The sequence below is a fragment of the Xanthomonas sp. 60 genome (assembly GCF_011761925.1).
Genome location: NZ_JAASQW010000007.1, coordinates 13,170 through 28,088, shown reverse-complemented (window position 1 = coordinate 28,088; position 14,919 = coordinate 13,170). Strand labels below are relative to the sequence as shown.

At 62.9% G+C, this 14,919-nt stretch carries 11 protein-coding genes; 6 read left to right on the top strand and 5 right to left on the bottom strand.

Annotated features, from left to right (window positions below):
• Positions 1 to 115: 115 nt before the first annotated feature.
• The gene (locus tag FHY09_RS13815; protein WP_208407880.1) at positions 116 to 1,078 is read left to right on the top strand and encodes a LysR family transcriptional regulator; all 963 of its coding nucleotides are present in this window, start codon (positions 116 to 118) and stop codon (positions 1,076 to 1,078) included.
• A gap of 30 nt (positions 1,079 to 1,108) precedes the next feature.
• On the opposite strand, the gene FHY09_RS13810 is transcribed toward FHY09_RS13815, so the two are convergent.
• The gene (locus FHY09_RS13810) at positions 1,109 to 1,489 is read right to left on the bottom strand and encodes a hypothetical protein (protein ID WP_166927478.1); all 381 of its coding nucleotides are present in this window, start codon (positions 1,487 to 1,489) and stop codon (positions 1,109 to 1,111) included.
• Between the two features lie 375 nt (positions 1,490 to 1,864).
• Here FHY09_RS13810 and treA point away from each other — a divergent pair, with 375 nt between their 5' ends.
• Positions 1,865 to 3,478, top strand: coding sequence for an alpha,alpha-trehalase TreA (treA, locus tag FHY09_RS13805; RefSeq protein WP_456362820.1), 1,614 nt, complete (start codon positions 1,865 to 1,867; stop codon positions 3,476 to 3,478).
• 222 nt (positions 3,479 to 3,700) lie between these two features.
• Positions 3,701 to 4,105: a hypothetical protein gene (locus tag FHY09_RS13800; protein WP_166927476.1), complete on the top strand. Its 405-nt coding sequence runs from the start codon at positions 3,701 to 3,703 to the stop codon at positions 4,103 to 4,105.
• Positions 4,106 to 4,195: 90 nt separating this feature from the next.
• Here FHY09_RS13800 and FHY09_RS13795 read toward each other — a convergent pair whose 3' ends face one another.
• The 3 genes from FHY09_RS13795 to FHY09_RS13785 all read right to left on the bottom strand — a co-directional run bounded on the left by FHY09_RS13795 (position 4,196) and on the right by FHY09_RS13785 (position 9,781).
• Positions 4,196 to 4,414 (bottom strand): hypothetical protein, encoded by a 219-nt coding sequence (locus FHY09_RS13795; protein WP_166927475.1) that lies wholly within the window; start codon positions 4,412 to 4,414, stop codon positions 4,196 to 4,198.
• Positions 4,415 to 4,592: 178 nt separating this feature from the next.
• Positions 4,593 to 5,168, bottom strand: a complete 576-nt coding sequence (locus FHY09_RS13790) for a hypothetical protein (protein ID WP_166927474.1) — start codon at positions 5,166 to 5,168, stop codon at positions 4,593 to 4,595.
• Positions 5,165 to 9,781, bottom strand: a complete 4,617-nt coding sequence (locus tag FHY09_RS13785) for an RHS repeat-associated core domain-containing protein (RefSeq protein WP_166927473.1) — start codon at positions 9,779 to 9,781, stop codon at positions 5,165 to 5,167. The genes FHY09_RS13790 and FHY09_RS13785 overlap by 4 nt, the downstream gene beginning before the upstream one ends.
• A 377-nt stretch (positions 9,782 to 10,158) precedes the next feature.
• Between FHY09_RS13785 and FHY09_RS13780 the strand changes: the two genes are divergently transcribed.
• Both FHY09_RS13780 and FHY09_RS13775 read left to right on the top strand, forming a co-directional pair.
• Positions 10,159 to 11,535 (top strand): amidohydrolase, encoded by a 1,377-nt coding sequence (locus tag FHY09_RS13780; protein ID WP_166927472.1) that lies wholly within the window; start codon positions 10,159 to 10,161, stop codon positions 11,533 to 11,535.
• A 380-nt stretch (positions 11,536 to 11,915) separates the two neighbouring features.
• Positions 11,916 to 12,368 (top strand): hypothetical protein, encoded by a 453-nt coding sequence (locus FHY09_RS13775; protein ID WP_166927471.1) that lies wholly within the window; start codon positions 11,916 to 11,918, stop codon positions 12,366 to 12,368.
• 1,417 nt (positions 12,369 to 13,785) lie between these two features.
• On the opposite strand, the gene FHY09_RS13770 is transcribed toward FHY09_RS13775, so the two are convergent.
• Complete coding sequence (locus FHY09_RS13770; protein ID WP_166927470.1) at positions 13,786 to 14,121, bottom strand: hypothetical protein; 336 nt, start codon at positions 14,119 to 14,121, stop codon at positions 13,786 to 13,788.
• Between the two features lie 80 nt (positions 14,122 to 14,201).
• Here FHY09_RS13770 and FHY09_RS13765 point away from each other — a divergent pair, with 80 nt between their 5' ends.
• Entirely contained in the window at positions 14,202 to 14,561 is a 360-nt protein-coding gene (locus FHY09_RS13765; RefSeq protein ID WP_456362819.1) for a hypothetical protein, read from the top strand.
• Positions 14,562 to 14,919 lie beyond the last annotated feature (358 nt).

Here is a 14,919-nt window from a genome sequence, read left to right as displayed (position 1 = left end):
TGTCATGCGCATGAGACATGGGAAAACACTCCTGGGAAACGATGATGCGCAGTCTCCACCTGCCCTGCTCCCCCGTGTAGTAGGCTCGGGCGTATCTGCCCCATACGCCATGCGCATGACCACGCCCTCCGCCGCCAGCAGTGATCGCATCGACCTGCTCCGCACCTTCGTGCGCATCGTGGATGCCGGCAGTCTTTCGGCCGCCGCGCAGCAGCTGGGTACCACCCAGCCCACCGTCAGTCGTCGCCTGCAGGCACTGGAGCGGCACTTCGGGCTGCGCCTGCTGCAGCGCTCCACCCATGGCATGCAGCTCACCGAAGATGGCGAACGCTGCCTGCAGCATGCACGCGGACTGCTGGACAACTGGGCCGGCATCGAACAGGACCTGCGCGGAGCGGCGCAGCAGCTCGGCGGCCGGCTGCGCGTGGTGGTGCCGCACGCCTTCGGCCAAGGCCAGCTGCTGGCACCGATGCTGGCCTTCCTGCGCGACCATCCGGGCATCAGCGTGGAATGGCGGCTGCACGACGGGCCCGTCGATCTGATCGCCGAGGGCGTGGACTGCGCCATACGGGTCGGCGCGGTCGACCAGCAGGACGTGGTGGCCCTGCACGTGGCCGACGTGCCACGCATCGTGGTCTGTGCGCCCGCGTGCGTGCCGCACCCCTTGCCCCTGCACCCGCGTGACCTGCAGGCGTTGCCCTGGGTTTCGCTGACCAGCTTCTACCGCGAGCGCGTGCAGCTGCAGCCGTGCCTGGCCGAGGGGGCCGGCGCGGCCAGCGCAAATGCCGGCGAGGCCATCGCCATCCAGCCCCGGCTGCTCACCGACAACCTGTTCGTGCTGCACAAGGCAGTGTGCGAAGGCGTGGGGGTGGGGATCGGTTCGGCCTGGCTGATGGCCGACGACCTGCGCAGCGGGCGGCTGCAGCAGCTGTTGCCCGGCTGGGAGGCCGCGCCGCTGCCCGTGCACCTGCTGTTCCCAGCCGGACGCCATCGCCCGGCGCGCGTGCAGCGCTTTCTTGATGCGATCCGCGAGAGCCTGCCGGGCATTGAAGGCATGCGCGTGCGGCATGCGCGTTGAGCGTGCCGGGGCGACGCACGCCGGCTGGCGTCAGCGTCGCGGGGGGCGGCCCATGCGCGTGCGTGCGGCGCCCGCCAACCACGACACCGCCACTGCCGGCACGGCCAGCACGGCGACATACACCAGCCCGGCCAGCAGCAGCGGACCGATGCCGGACATCACGATCACCACCGGCACCTGCGCGAGCATCACCACCAGGCCCCACAGCCACGCACGCACGGGAAACGCGAAACCCAGCGCCGCACTGGTCAGCAGCGCCAGCGGATAGGTGACCGACCAGAAACTGCCGACATCCCAGGGCTCACCGCCCGGGGTGTTGAGTGCGACGATGAACCAGAACAACAGCCCCGTCTTCACCGAAACCGCCAGTGCCGCGATGAACCGCCCTTCGGGTGCCACGGAAGCCTGCATCCAATCGATCCTTGCGCGTCAGGGGAAGGGATCGCGCATCGGACTGAGGCAACGGCCAACGCCACGGTCGTCAAACGCGCGAGCAGCCCTGATCGTAGCATCGCGTCATGACGCCCCTGCCATGCTCCCGGCGCTTGCCCGGGCATTCTTTGCAGGGCAGACAGGCAGCAGATGGACATGGGAGATCTCGGAAGCACAGCGGCAGTCGGTGCAGGCGGCGGCGGCCGGAGACGCATCGTGCGAAATCTGCGCCCGTCAAAACCATGAGGAAAGCTGCATTCTGCGGCGATGACGCGTGCGGCCCTACCGTGTGCAACCCTTCATTGACGCACAGCCTTTTACAGTAGGCGTCTACGCGCATCCAGGGACATGCTCATGCCCACACCGATCCATCCCGCCGGACTGGCACTCGGCCTGCTACTGACCGGCAGTGTGGCCGCCTCCGACATCCCCGCCCCGCCGGACGTGACCCTGCAGCCGCTGTTCCAGCAGATCCAGCGCGCGCACCTGTTCGCCGATCAGAAGACCTTCGCCGACGCTTTGCCACGGCATGCACCGGAGGTGATCCTGCAGGCATGGCAGAGCCAGCACGAACAGCCCGGGTTCCAGCTGGATGCGTTCGTGGCCGAACATTTCGCCCTGCCCGGCCCACCGCCGGTGTATGTGCCGGCCCCGGGGCAGACCCTGCGCGAGCACATCGAGGGCCTGTGGCCGGTATTGACCCGGCAGACCGCCGAGGTGGATCCGCACGGCTCGCTGCTGCCGCTGCCCAACCATTACGTGGTGCCCGGCGGACGCTTCCGCGAGGTGTATTACTGGGACAGCTACTTCACCCTGCTCGGCCTGGCCGCCAGCAACGAGTGGCCGCGCATCCGCGACATGGTGGACAACTTCGCTTACCAGATCGACAGCTATGGGCATATTCCCAACGGCAACCGCTCCTATTACCTGAGCCGCTCGCAGCCACCGTTCTTCAGCCTGATGGTGGACCTGCTGGCCACCCATGAAGGCGATGACGCTTACCGCAGGTACCTGCCGCAGCTCAGCGCCGAACACGCCTTCTGGATGCGCGGCAGCGAGGGTCTGGCGCCCGGCACGCAGCACGACCGCGTGGTGCGACTGGCCGATGGCAGCCTGCTCAACCGCTACTGGGACGCGCGCGCGATCCCGCGTACCGAATCCTGGACCGATGATCTGGCCACGGCCGCGCAGGCCACCGGGCGCGAGCCCTCCCAGGTCTACCGCGACCTGCGTGCCGGCGCCGAATCCGGCTGGGATTTCAGCTCGCGCTGGCTGGATGACCCGGCCATGCTGGCCAGCATCCGCACCACGGACATCGTGCCGGTGGATCTGAACAGCCTGCTGTTCCACCTGGAGAAAACCCTTGCACGGGCCAGTGGGCTGGCCGGCGATGCCGCGGCCGCGCGGTCGTTCGAACGCCAGGCCGGGGCGCGTCGGCAGGCCATCAACACCCAACTGTGGGACGAACAGCAGGGCTGGTATGTGGACCGTGATCTGCGCAGCGGCGAGATCCGCCCTGCGCTGACCGCCGCCTCGCTGTTTCCCCTCTGGCTGGATGTGGCCACGCATGAGCAGGCCGCACGCACCGGCGATGGCGTGGAAGCGCACCTGCTGCGCGCCGGCGGCGTGCTCACCACCACGCAGACAACGGGCCAGCAATGGGACGCCCCGAACGGCTGGGCGCCCCTGCAATGGGTGGCGGTGGACGGCCTGCAGCGGCAGGGACAACAGCGCCTGGCGCGGCAGGTCGGCGTGCGTTTCCTGAAGACCGTGCAGGCGGTGTACGACGCCGAGGCCAAGCTGGTGGAGAAATACGTGGTGGACGGTTCGGCCAAGGGCGGCGGCGGTGGCGAATACCCGCTGCAGGATGGCTTCGGCTGGAGCAACGGCGTGGCGCTGGCCCTGCTCGACCGGCTGTGCCCGGAGGGCAAGCGCTGCGAAAGCGCACAGGATGTGGGCGAAGAGTAGGTCAGGCGACTGCCTCGCAGGTGGGTGCTGGGGCAGGCTCAAGTTTTCCTGATAGCCCGGGCCCAGGTCCTTGCACAAGGTATGGATTCCCCAAGCACTATCAGGGTCATTTGAATGGATGGAATCAATGCCGCTGCGACCCCCCAGACGGTTGCTGCCCGGGTGCCAGCGCCATCTGGCGCACCCCATTCGTCAGCCGTTGAACGGGCCGGTGACTATCTGATGCACATGCGCAACACCTGCGGACTGATGAACTATCTGGACGGGGAGCGTTTCGCTTCCGGCGAAGCCGCACTCCTCCACTTCGGACGCGCTGTCACCGCGCCGGAGGTCGCCCCACTGCTGCCCCCGGCGATGAGCCAACGACTGACCGGCATCAGCAACGCGCAGGAAGGGGGCACGCGACTGCTGCAGCAGGCACCTGCCATCGACACGCCCTTCGGCCCGCTCACCGCGACCGCGTTCGTGCAGATCGTCGGCGAGTACGACAAGCAAGGTAGCGTCACCCGAGCGTACGTGTTGCAGACTGGCCTCAACCTGTTTGCAATGACGTTGAAGGACGAAACACCCACGATCGTCGTGCAGCAGGTTGCAGGGACCGCCGCTGGCTCATCGGCGCTGCACTGAGGCGCCGTCCCGCCTTGTGCGGATGGGTACTGGCGGCCATGCCCCGCTCATGATGGGCGTGGCCGCCGCAGGGTCCAGAGTTTTCCGAGTTCACTGATGACCAGCAGCACAATCATGAGCGGCACCGGCACTACCTGGTTCGATGAACAACCCCACGGCGGCAACCGCGCCGTCCAGTTCCCGCACCATCACCTGTAGCCGCAGGCCGGCGGCGGTCATGCCTCGCAAGGTCACCAACGCACGCCAGCGGCGCAGCAGATCAACCGGCAGGCGCCCCGGCCAAGGGGTCTTCGTCGGATCGTTCGGCATGGCCGGCATCTCGCATGGGCCAGCACGCCCACGACTGGTGCCAGCGCAATAACGTCAGCACCGGATGGATGGACATCGATATCGGTACGCCGATGCCGGCGACGTTGCCGGATTGGAAGGATCACAGCTAACAGCAGCCGCCAAGAAGCAGCCCCCGCGTATGCGGGGCTTCATGTCATCACAACGTCCTTCTAGCTTTCTTTCCCAAGAGCAGGAGCAGGAATGGGAAGGCAATGATCAGCAGACCAACAACTACACACGCTCGAACGTGCTGGCCCATCTGCCTAGACGCGGCGGAGTATCCAAAGAAGCCTGCAAAGCGGCCCGCCAGGGCCGCACGCAAGTAGTAATGCTGCGCCTTCACATAGTCCGGATCGTCCCCGCCTTCGTAATACCTGGCGTAGGCCAGGTTCACTTCTGGCACCATTCGAAGCACTTTGGCTTCATCGATGTAACGCAACGCATTGCGGTGCTGTTCGCCCCCCTGTTTCATCAGGACTCTGGCCAAGTACAAGAACGTGATTGCATCCGGCACCAAGTAAGCGGCTTTTCGGTAATTGGATGCTGCACGCTCCAAGTCACGTTCAATGCCCTGCCCGCCGAGCTCATAGGCCATCGCTCTCATCATATACCCCGGTGCATTGAACGGCGCATGATCTGACTTGATAAGGATTTCCGACAATGCCAGCAGGTCCTGCGACTGGCTGTTTCGAAGCGCCTTAATAGCATCGCCAAAAACATCAGAGTGTTTCATGGGCCTGGCCGCTTGGGATACACGATAATTCCGCGCTGCTGGGCCTCGCGCATTGAGCCTTCACCTACTTCCTTAATCCTCTGCGTATCACCTACCCATTGATCCGGCTTATCGTCCTTGCATACTGCCAGTGCAATGCAGCCGCGAAGAACGCCCTGTCGGAACTCCGGGGTTTTACACGCTTCTACTCCCTTCTTCGCAGCCGCACTACCTGCCGCAATTGCTTCTGGGGTTAGCGACACTCCTCCGGCTATCACATAGGGGCCAGCTATGCCGACAGCAGCTCCCGCCGTAGCTCCACCCCAATAAACGTTCAATCGCATTGCTACGCCATCGGGTAGCCGCTGGCCAGAACTTGAGCGTGTGTTGAGGTTCCGCGAGAACGGGAAGAATTGTAATCCTAGCGGATCGATTGCATTAAGCGGATTCCCCCCGACATAGGCATAGGTTGACAACCCCCCAGTCAGCCCAATCGGGTCACTCTGCAGATACCTACCAACCTGCGCGTCGTAATCCCGCTGATAGTTGTAATGCAGGCCCGTCTCCGGCATGTACTGCTGCCCTGGAAAGCGCAGAGGAAACTTGAACGCCACGCCATCCCCATCTGGATCCTCGTTGGCTGCGTCCGCACCAAACGCCTCACCGTCCAGATCCCACTGCCAGATTGGCACGTCGCGCACCGAATCGATGATGGTCCTGGGTGTACCCAGGTGATCGGGCTGGATGTAGGCTAATCCCGACGACCCATTGCTGGCAGGGCCAAACACCGCAATGGGCAGATTGCCCAGCCAGACCACTTCATGCCGAGCCATACCGGCCGCACTGTACTCACCCAGCCATTGGCCAGTCTCGTCATACAGTGTCACGACCTCCCCCTCGGTGGATTGCCGGTGGACACGCTCGCCACGATGGTTGTAGGAATAGCTCCCCAGGATCGTAGTGCCTGACTTGACCTTCTGCAGACGGCCCGCTGCGCCGTAGAGCAACGTCAGCCCGTCGAAGCCAGTCGTACCGCCCATTGCGTCATAAGTGCGATCCCGCGACCCCACGCTCATCAACCGATGACTGTCCGGGCCGTAATAATAAGCTTCAGTCCCGCTGCTACCGCCCGATTGCAGCCTGTTCCCCGTCGCATCCCAACCGTACGTCCTCCTCGGCATATCTTCGCCATCGGTCGCCTCCAGCAGACGCCCCATGCCATCGTAGCGATACTTCGCAATGACGCCACTAGCGCGGGCAGTATAGAGCTCGATAACGTTGCCTAGTGTGTCGTAGCCGAAGCGTACGGAAAGTCCACCCTCTCGGCTATCGTGAACAGACGTGGGGCGGTAATTCCTGTCAAGTGTGCGCTCAAGCCGCCGACCATTGCCGTAAGACCATCCGGTCAGCGGCCCAAAAGGTGCGTAGCTGACTCCGCTGACGAGCTTCTGCCTCGGCAAGGATCCCTGCGTGAGACCAACCTCAGTCACCCGCCCATCGCTGTCACGGACGTAGTCCACCACGCTGCCGTCGGCGTACGTCATGGCGCCCAGCTGGCCCGCACCTATATATACGTAACGAAGCGCGGTGCGCACGCCATTGAGTATCTGAAGCTTGAGCGTGACCTGCCCAAACCGGTCGTAGCAATACTCCGTACTCCCGCCTGCGTGCACCACGCTGCCGACGCGCCCCACCGGAAAGTGTTCGCCAGAGCCGCAGGCTACCGGTGCGACGTCCCACTGCAGGGCGACATCCTGCTCGGGATCAGGGTAGCTGATGGATACGGGCCGATTCAGAGCATCGTAACGGTAGGTCGCCACTACTCCTCGTGCATCCATGCGGGTAGCCATGTTGCCAGCCGCGTCCCATGTCATCGTTTCAGTGCCGGTGTCCGGGCTGCCAAGTACCAGCAGGTCATCAAACGCGTTGTACTGGTAGGTGGTAACCAGTCCTCTGGGATCGGTTACCTCGCTCACGCGGTCGAGCGCATCGAACACGACGCTTGTCTGTGCGTCTACGCCGCCGACATCCTGTCGCTCGCGGGAGCGTCGATTCAGTGCGTCGTAGCCTTGTTCGGTGACATGCCCCAGCGCATCGGAGAGCCGGACCACATTTCCACTCTTGTCGTACTGAAAGGTGGTGGACTGTCCGCCAGCATCCATCACCGCGCTCAGTTGCCCGAGCGTATCGAATGCTCGTCCAACGCTGAAGCGCAGGGCGCCCGCCTCATCCACTGTGGCCTCACTCACCCTGTTGCCCGCCGCATCCAGAACATAGTGCTTAGTATTTCCAGCCCCATCGGCGATATCAGTGAGCCGTTGCGAGGCATCGTATCCGTACGTGAGCATGCTACCGTCCGGATGGCGCACCTGCTTGAGGTGCCCGCCTGGTCCGTAGGCAAGCGTCGTTGTTTGGTCCTGTGCAGGCGTTTCGCCACGCACCGTCACCTGAGTGGGCCAGCCGCGCGGGCTGTACTGGTAATCCGTGACGACCTTGTTGCTGTCATAAACCGAAAGCACTCTCCCCTGCATGTCATAGGCAAGAATTTCCGTCACCTGCCCCAGTGCATTGATTACCGCTTTGAGATCGCCCCTGCGGAACCTGCACGGTCCTTGATTGCTGCATCCAGCGTCATCCGCGGAGTAATAGCGGTACTCAGTAATGTCGCTGATGTCGGTACGTGGTCCATCGACGCGCTTCAGAAGACCTATATCTGGACAGCCTTCACTGTGTGCTTCGCAGTATTCGAAACGGATGCTGCGACCCTGTCCAGTGGCCAGATCCTGCACGGCAATCTGCTGCGGCTGCAGGCGTGTATTGCGGATTATGCGCGTCTGGCGATCACCTTCGCGTCGTAGCAGGACACGGTTGGTCGCGGACGAGGTATGCGTCGTAATGACGCGTTGCTCTGGCTGCCCTTCCGCCTCGGTCACACTGTGGACGCTGAGCTGTCCATCAGCTGTGTCATCGATCTTCGAGTACTCGTGGCGTTTCACCATGCCACGTCGGTCAGTCTCCGTCTCCAGCCTTCGGCGGAAATCGGTGGTTTCGGGATAATAGGTGTGCAAAACGCCGCCCTGTTCATCGACCACGCCGGCTAGCTGGCGCGGACGCCTGCTGCCGTTGGAAGCGGAAAGTGAGTAGGTGGCCTGCTTGCCCAACGCGTCAGTCACCACGGTGCCTGTCGCGGTGTACTGCAGACGCACGCCGTCGATGCCGACGTCGTCGCTGTTGCAAGGTGCGCCGTGGCGGCTGCAGACCACGCGCCCCTTCTCGTCATAAGCGAACCAGCTGTAGCGGACGGCACCCTCTGCGGTCACCCCGGTGAGATGCATGGGGAAATGGATGTTCTCGTAATGGTAGTGCCGCTGCTGGCCGTCCTCGAACGCCACCGAAGCCACCTGGGCAGAGGTGCCATAGGTGTAGGCCGCCACCGGCCGCCCGTCGACCATCAGAGTAGTGATCAGATTACTGTTGCCAGGCAGTGCGTACTGCAGTTGCAACTGACGGCCTGTCGAATGAGTGATGGTGGAAAGACGATCCCGCCGGTCATGGGCGTAGTGAAGCCAAGAGCCATTCTCGAACTCACGCTGCTGCAACTGACCGCGCGCATTGAACCTCATTACCTCGGCAGATCGATACAGTGTCCATTGACCATCATGCTGGACTGCACGGTCGCCGCTGCCATTGTTGGCCTCGTACGCATCCCCCACGCGCGTGAAGGCAATCTGACTGCCGTCAGCATCGACGAGTCCCACCCGCAAGGTGGCATCTTGGGGCATCGCCATCGTATCGGTGCCGAGCGCAAGACGAATGTTGTGCGAGTGTGTCCACCCGGACCCAAAGCCACCGTGCGGGGTGTTGCCGAGGGAATGGTAGTACCTTTCAAACAGAAGCCACGGCAGCACGAGGTCGACCTCGGTTTCAAACTTATCACCCGTCGTGGGATCGCAGGGATTCCCAACACTGCACTGGGGAATTAGGGGTGAACTCCAGTAGGTGAGAATAAAATCGCCAGCCACCTCTGCCAAGACCTTGCTCTCCACACAGGCATCCTGCTCTTTGCTTATTTCCATGAGTTGTGGACAGCGGACAGTCCTCTCGCGCTTCATTTGCGCGTAGGCGCTTCGCAGGACGCATTCTCCGGAGTAACTGTATTCGTAGAAATATCCGTAATTCAGACGTGCAGATTCACTCGTCGCATATTCCGGCGCCTGGACACTGCCAGGATTCTGCACCCATTCGTATGCTTCGTAAGTGGGTGCAGGGCAGTTCTCCGCGCTCTTGGAGAGGATCGATTCCAGCAACGCCTCCTCGGAGGCATATCTGGTGCTTCCACCGAGACTGTATGTCCACCCGGATATCTCTATATCTGTTGAAGCGATGCCATAGCGGGTGATCGTACGGTCCTCCAGCAACGTCTGATGTTTCACCTCCCAAGCGATGTCATCGCCCGGTAGCAGAGTTTCGATAGCGCTCTGGACGTCGCGCTCGGAGCTGAAGGCCTGACCGTAGGCCATCTGGCTGTGCCACGTCTTACCGACTTCCTGCGCCAAGGCGGGGCCTGCATGCATTAGCGCCAGACTGCAGACGAGCAACGATCTGAGGGCCGAGCGGTTCTGATTGAATGACACTCTTTCACCTTCCATGGGTGCGCTTGCTGCGCTTCCTGAATGAAGAAACCGGCAAAGGCGGGATCCGCGATCACCTCGTTTCCGGATTCTTAAACAGCGTCGAATGGAATAGGAGGCCACGTGTGATCCGCATCGCGCTTTGCCTTTCAGACACGCTGCTTTTGGGGCCGTTCCCAGGCAAAAAGCGACATAGATTTCGTGTGATCTTTTTGGATCAGGCTTAAAGCGACGCTCAGCTACGGCGCCGACAGGTTGCCCAGGTGACGTCCAACGCCTAACGTTCTATCGATCTTCTGCGCGCCGGTTGATCGATTCCTGGTAGAGCCCGGGCTCGATCCCTGTTCTCGGAACAACATTCCACCGGAGAACCTTCGCCCATGCACCCCACTCCACACGCCAGCCGTCGCGACTTCCTACGCGGCGCCAGTGCCGCGGTCCTGGCCGCCGGCGCCGGTGCCGCCGCCCTGCCTGTGAGCGCCGCGCCTGCGCCGTCGGCCCCGGCCGCCCACACACCCACCACGCCCCTGCCCGCCCATTACCTGTTGACCTCCGTGCGCCTGGAGACCGGCTTCGATCATGCGGGCGGTGCGGTCAGTGGAACGCAGACCGGCCTGTTCGCGCTCGAGATCAACAAGGGGACCCTCGCCGGTGTGCATGCGCAGGTGCCCGCACCGCTGCAATCGCTGCCGCGCGTGGATGCTGGCGGGCGTCTGGCATTGCCCGCCCTGCGGGACATGCATATCCACCTGGACAAGACCTGGTACGGCGGTCCGTGGCGTGCGCCTGAATCCCGCCGTGGCAAGACCATCCTGGACATGATCGCGTTCGAGCAGCAGGAGTTGCCGAAGATGCTCACCACTTCGGTGGAACATGCGGAGGCACTCATCCGGCTGCTCGCCTCCTTTGGCACCACGCACGCCCGCAGTCACTGCAACATCGATCCGGTTAGTGGGTTGAAGAGCCTTGAGCACCTCAAGCAGGCGCTGGCCAACAACACGCAGACGCTCTCCTGCGAGATCGTTGCATTCCCGCAGCACGGGCTGCTGCGCTCGAAGGTGGATGGGCTGATGCGCGAGGCCATGAGCCTGGGTGTGAATTACGTGGGTGGGCTCGATCCCACCAACGTTGACGGCGACATGGTTGGCTCGCTCGATGCCATGTTCCAGATCGCGCTGGACCATGACAAAGGCATCGATATCCACCTGCATGAAAGCGGTGCATCGGGACAGGCGGCGATCGCCTACATGCTTGATACCGTGGAGCGCACGCCGGAACTCAAGCATCGACTCACGATCAGCCATGCGTTCGCGCTCGCCAACATGGACGAGGCCACGCTGGATGCCACCGCAGAACGCATGCATGCGCTGGGCGTGACCATCGCTTCCACCGTGCCGATCGGCCGCTCCACCATGCCGTTGCCGCGCCTTCGCGAGAAGGGCGTAACGGTGTTCTCCGGGACGGATTCGGTGATCGACATGTGGTCACCGTTCGGCACCGGCGACATGCTGGAGAAGAGCAACCTGTATGCGCAGCTTTACGGTGGTTATGACGAACTGGGTCTCTCGCGGGCGCTCGGCCTGGTGACCGGCGGCGTGCTGCCGCTGGCGGCCGACGGCACACAGCAGTGGCCGCGCGTGGGCGAGGCGGCGGACTTCATGCTGGTGGACAGCACGTGCTCTGCGGAGGCGGTGGCGCGGCGATCCCCGCGCGTGGCCACGTTCAAGCAGGGACGGGTGGTGGCAGGCGCGGTGTGAGATCGCATTGAGTCGTATCTGGCCCCTCGCGCGGCGGTTTGCTCATCGCGCGCCGCGCGCAGGTCACCGATCCATCGCCTCGGGTGGGTTGCGACGATGCTGCAGATTTCCTCATAGACGGTAAGGGGTTAGCTGCAGCAGCATGTTCGTGCTGGCACCGGAGAGTGGCAGCCGGGATTGGCATCCCGAAGCGTTCAACCGAATTAGCTCTGTTTTGCCCACGTGGGCACGGCGGAGAATGCACTGCTACGCCACGTTCAATGGCGGGCGGTGCGTGGGGATCCCTGATCCGCCGGTCTTTTTCGGTTACGCCCGGTATGCCAACCCGCATCGCCCGCCACCTTGCGTCCGCAGGTGGCCTGACTGCCATGCGAGGTTCCATGCGCGACTATCCGTTGTGTTCTCCCCGCCTGTACGCCCTGATGGGCGAATCCATGCGCGACCTGCCCATCCGCTTCATCGAGAAGCTGGAGGCGTTGTTGGCCGACCCCTGCGGGCGCGAACAGGAGCCTGCTGGCGCGCCCTATCTATATGCCGTGCCGGACAGGCCCAGGGACGCGGGCCCTTCCGATCCGGCCGATACCCGGCGTCCCTCAGCAGCAACGGCCGCTGCCGACTGGATGCGCAATGCAAGGGACAAGGATCAGTGGTCTACGGCGCGGCTGCAGTCATTGGCCGCTGTGCTGGAACTGCTGCACGCGGTGCACCTGGAACGCGGCGACGGCGCGGCCGAGCCGATGCTTGGGGATCATCTGGTGGAGGGGTTGCTGTTGGCAGGGCGGTTGCTGGCGGGGCATCCGACGTCGCAGGCGACGTCATCTTCGAAGGCGTGATTCGTGCTGCAACAGCTGCGGGGGGTGACCAGTGGAGTGGTGCACCGGCGCCCTCTGGCTGCGCCTCAAACGCGTTATCAGGGTTCACAACCCGAACAGCGGCAACGGGTTACGCAGCGACGGCAGGACATCGACGACATCCTTGCGCAGTGAAGCCTTCGCCCCCACCGTCCGCAGGACGGCGGGGGTGAGCATAGAGACTGAGCGTTGCTGCATATACTCGGGCCAGCGGTAGAGTGCCCGGCCTTGCTAAAAGCAATGCCTGAATATCTATTGAGGATGGACAATGCGACGCGACACTTCGCCACCCGTCCCACAACCGCTGCGAGAAATGCTCAAAGACTATCCTGAGCATCTTCAAACCTTACAAGCCGCTTTGAGTAGAGGAGTAGAGAAGCCATCCGCAGGCATTCCCCTAGTTGAAAAGGCGGCGTGCTCGACCAAGACACTGCGGCGGGCGATCGATGCGGGGCACTTGGTTGCTTGCAGGTTGGGCTCAAGCGCCAAGTCCGACAGGATCCACGCGGCTGACCTGGCTAACTGGTGGGAGAGGTCAAAGATCAAGCCTGCGGCAGCAATCGCTTTACCGCCACCGCGGCTATTCATGCCCGACCTTGATGTCGACCGGCGCCTCGCCGAGCTGCTTGGGCTGATGAAAGTGGCAGGAAGAAGACGGCCTCTAAGCGTCGCTAGTTCAGGCGCAGCCTCGCGCGTAAGGGCGTCGGCAAGCTCTGGCCAGCTGTTCGCTAGGCCTTTCGCGGCTTCTTGGCTCTGGGCGTCTGCATACCGACTCTGTTCCGATCACGCCATTCAAGGACCTCCCCTGCCACCTCGTCGCGGACGTCATTGAGACGCGCATCGAGAAATCAGGCTTGCAGGCGATGGTCTCCAACACCGTGCGCGCAGCCAGGCCTAGCAGCAAGCCAACCTCCGCCGCGCCAGTGGCTTGGAGCTCCCAAGGTACGGAGTCACGTCGATCTCCCGTCATATCGGCCTTCCGATTGAGGCGCCTCGAACTTCGCGAGGAGCAACGAATACCCCCGCCGAAGCGGGGTTGAATTAGGGGGTCTTCGTCGGCGGGCTGACTATGGCGGGTGGGGGTGCAGCCTGCGCTGGCACTTGGATGATGATCGGTGCTGGAGCGGCTTGGGCGTTCTGCTGTCTCGGGATCGCGTTGTTCAGCACGAAGGTCATCAGGACTATGAAAACTCCCACGCCGCCTACCATTGTTCCAACCACCCACTTTGTAACATCGTGGGAAGCCTTCTCTACGTCCGCCTTGGTCGCGAGGGTAGGCACCAAAGATTCAAGCTGGGCGAGTCGTTTCTCCATGTCCCCATCATGTGGGGGACCGCCTCCAGATTCAATCACCGGGCTGGAGCTGCCGTCGCTATTCACGATACTCAGGGGTACTCGATTATTCATCGTTTTCCTGCTCCACATCCTTGTCGAGTGGGTTGGCGTCGAGCCAGCGGTTCACATAACCCCTAGAAAGCTGCCACATCGTCCCGCAGTTGTTACAGCTGAGGCTGACTTGAGGAATGAACCCTGCTCCGCCTTCAGGATCAGGGATTCCATCGGCGCCCACCAAGAACGCAGCAGTGCCCAACGCATGCTCAGTATCATGCAATGACCAATTCTTAGTGCCGCAGCGGAGGCATTCGGAGTTAACAACCTTTGCGTTAAGATACCGTGCCAGCTCGCCGCCGCTGATGTACTTGATCTCTACTTTTGAGGTCTTCCCGTCGCTCATCAGTCAGCCCATCCGCCAATCCAGTGGACACGGCCAAGACCGTGCGGGCACCATGCCCTTCTCGACAGATGCTACCTGTGATGATCTCTGCGGCCAAGGCGTACTCTGCTCGTCCCACGTCAGCCGGTGACGTCCATGGCCATCCACAGCGAGACGATATTCTGCGCCGCTTGGAGGGCTGCGAGCTTGAATTGCAGGCCAGCCGCGGCTACATCAAGGCGCCGGAGTACGGGCTGCATGCCGTCAGTGCCTCTCATCCTGCCCCAGCGGCCTTGGCCGAGCTCTGGTCACACGTCCTGCCTGAGCTCGCCGATACCCACTCCGGCAGCGCCGAAGCCTCCCCGCTGTTTGATGCCACATTTCAGCAGGCGTTGGCCGGCCTGTCCGAACACATTGCTGGCGCGGCCGAGCGGGAACTTGGGCGGGCCGAGGGGGGATAGGCCGGACCCACTACGTCGCGAGGGTCCAATTGTCTCCCCCTGCCCCGCAAAACGACATTGTCCTGGATCCACTGGAGCTTGGCCGCCACCTTTCGCCGCAGCGCCTGCTCATGACGAAGGGCCCACATCTCGCACCCGCGGCGGCCCACGTCAAATGAGCTACAGCTCTTGAGAAGCAGATGCGCATGCACCCCGTCATCGGGGCTCAGCCTAGCTAACTACGACCCGTCGATCCTCTGCTGAAGGGATGCAACCTGCTCGCCGTGCAGAAACAATCCCGTCGGAGCGTATCCAGGTGGCAGCGCGGCTTCCAGCAGAAGCCATCGGGCATGGGGGTCAGGGTGGTGGTGTCCATGGG

Bases quoted from the DNA above. Each gene is read 5' to 3' on its own strand.
- treA (WP_456362820.1), top strand. From the start codon at position 1,865: ATGCCCACACCGATCCATCCCGCCGGACTGGCACTCGGCCTGCTACTG.
- FHY09_RS13815 (WP_208407880.1), top strand. From the start codon at position 116: ATGACCACGCCCTCCGCCGCCAGCAGTGATCGCATCGACCTGCTCCGC.
- FHY09_RS13775 (WP_166927471.1), top strand. From the start codon at position 11,916: ATGCGCGACTATCCGTTGTGTTCTCCCCGCCTGTACGCCCTGATGGGC.
- FHY09_RS13795 (WP_166927475.1), bottom strand. From the start codon at position 4,414: ATGCCGAACGATCCGACGAAGACCCCTTGGCCGGGGCGCCTGCCGGTT.
- FHY09_RS13790 (WP_166927474.1), bottom strand. From the start codon at position 5,168: ATGAAACACTCTGATGTTTTTGGCGATGCTATTAAGGCGCTTCGAAAC.
- FHY09_RS13800 (WP_166927476.1), top strand. From the start codon at position 3,701: ATGCACATGCGCAACACCTGCGGACTGATGAACTATCTGGACGGGGAG.
- FHY09_RS13810 (WP_166927478.1), bottom strand. From the start codon at position 1,489: ATGCAGGCTTCCGTGGCACCCGAAGGGCGGTTCATCGCGGCACTGGCG.
- FHY09_RS13770 (WP_166927470.1), bottom strand. From the start codon at position 14,121: ATGAGCGACGGGAAGACCTCAAAAGTAGAGATCAAGTACATCAGCGGC.
- FHY09_RS13780 (WP_166927472.1), top strand. From the start codon at position 10,159: ATGCACCCCACTCCACACGCCAGCCGTCGCGACTTCCTACGCGGCGCC.
- FHY09_RS13765 (WP_456362819.1), top strand. From the start codon at position 14,202: ATGATCTCTGCGGCCAAGGCGTACTCTGCTCGTCCCACGTCAGCCGGT.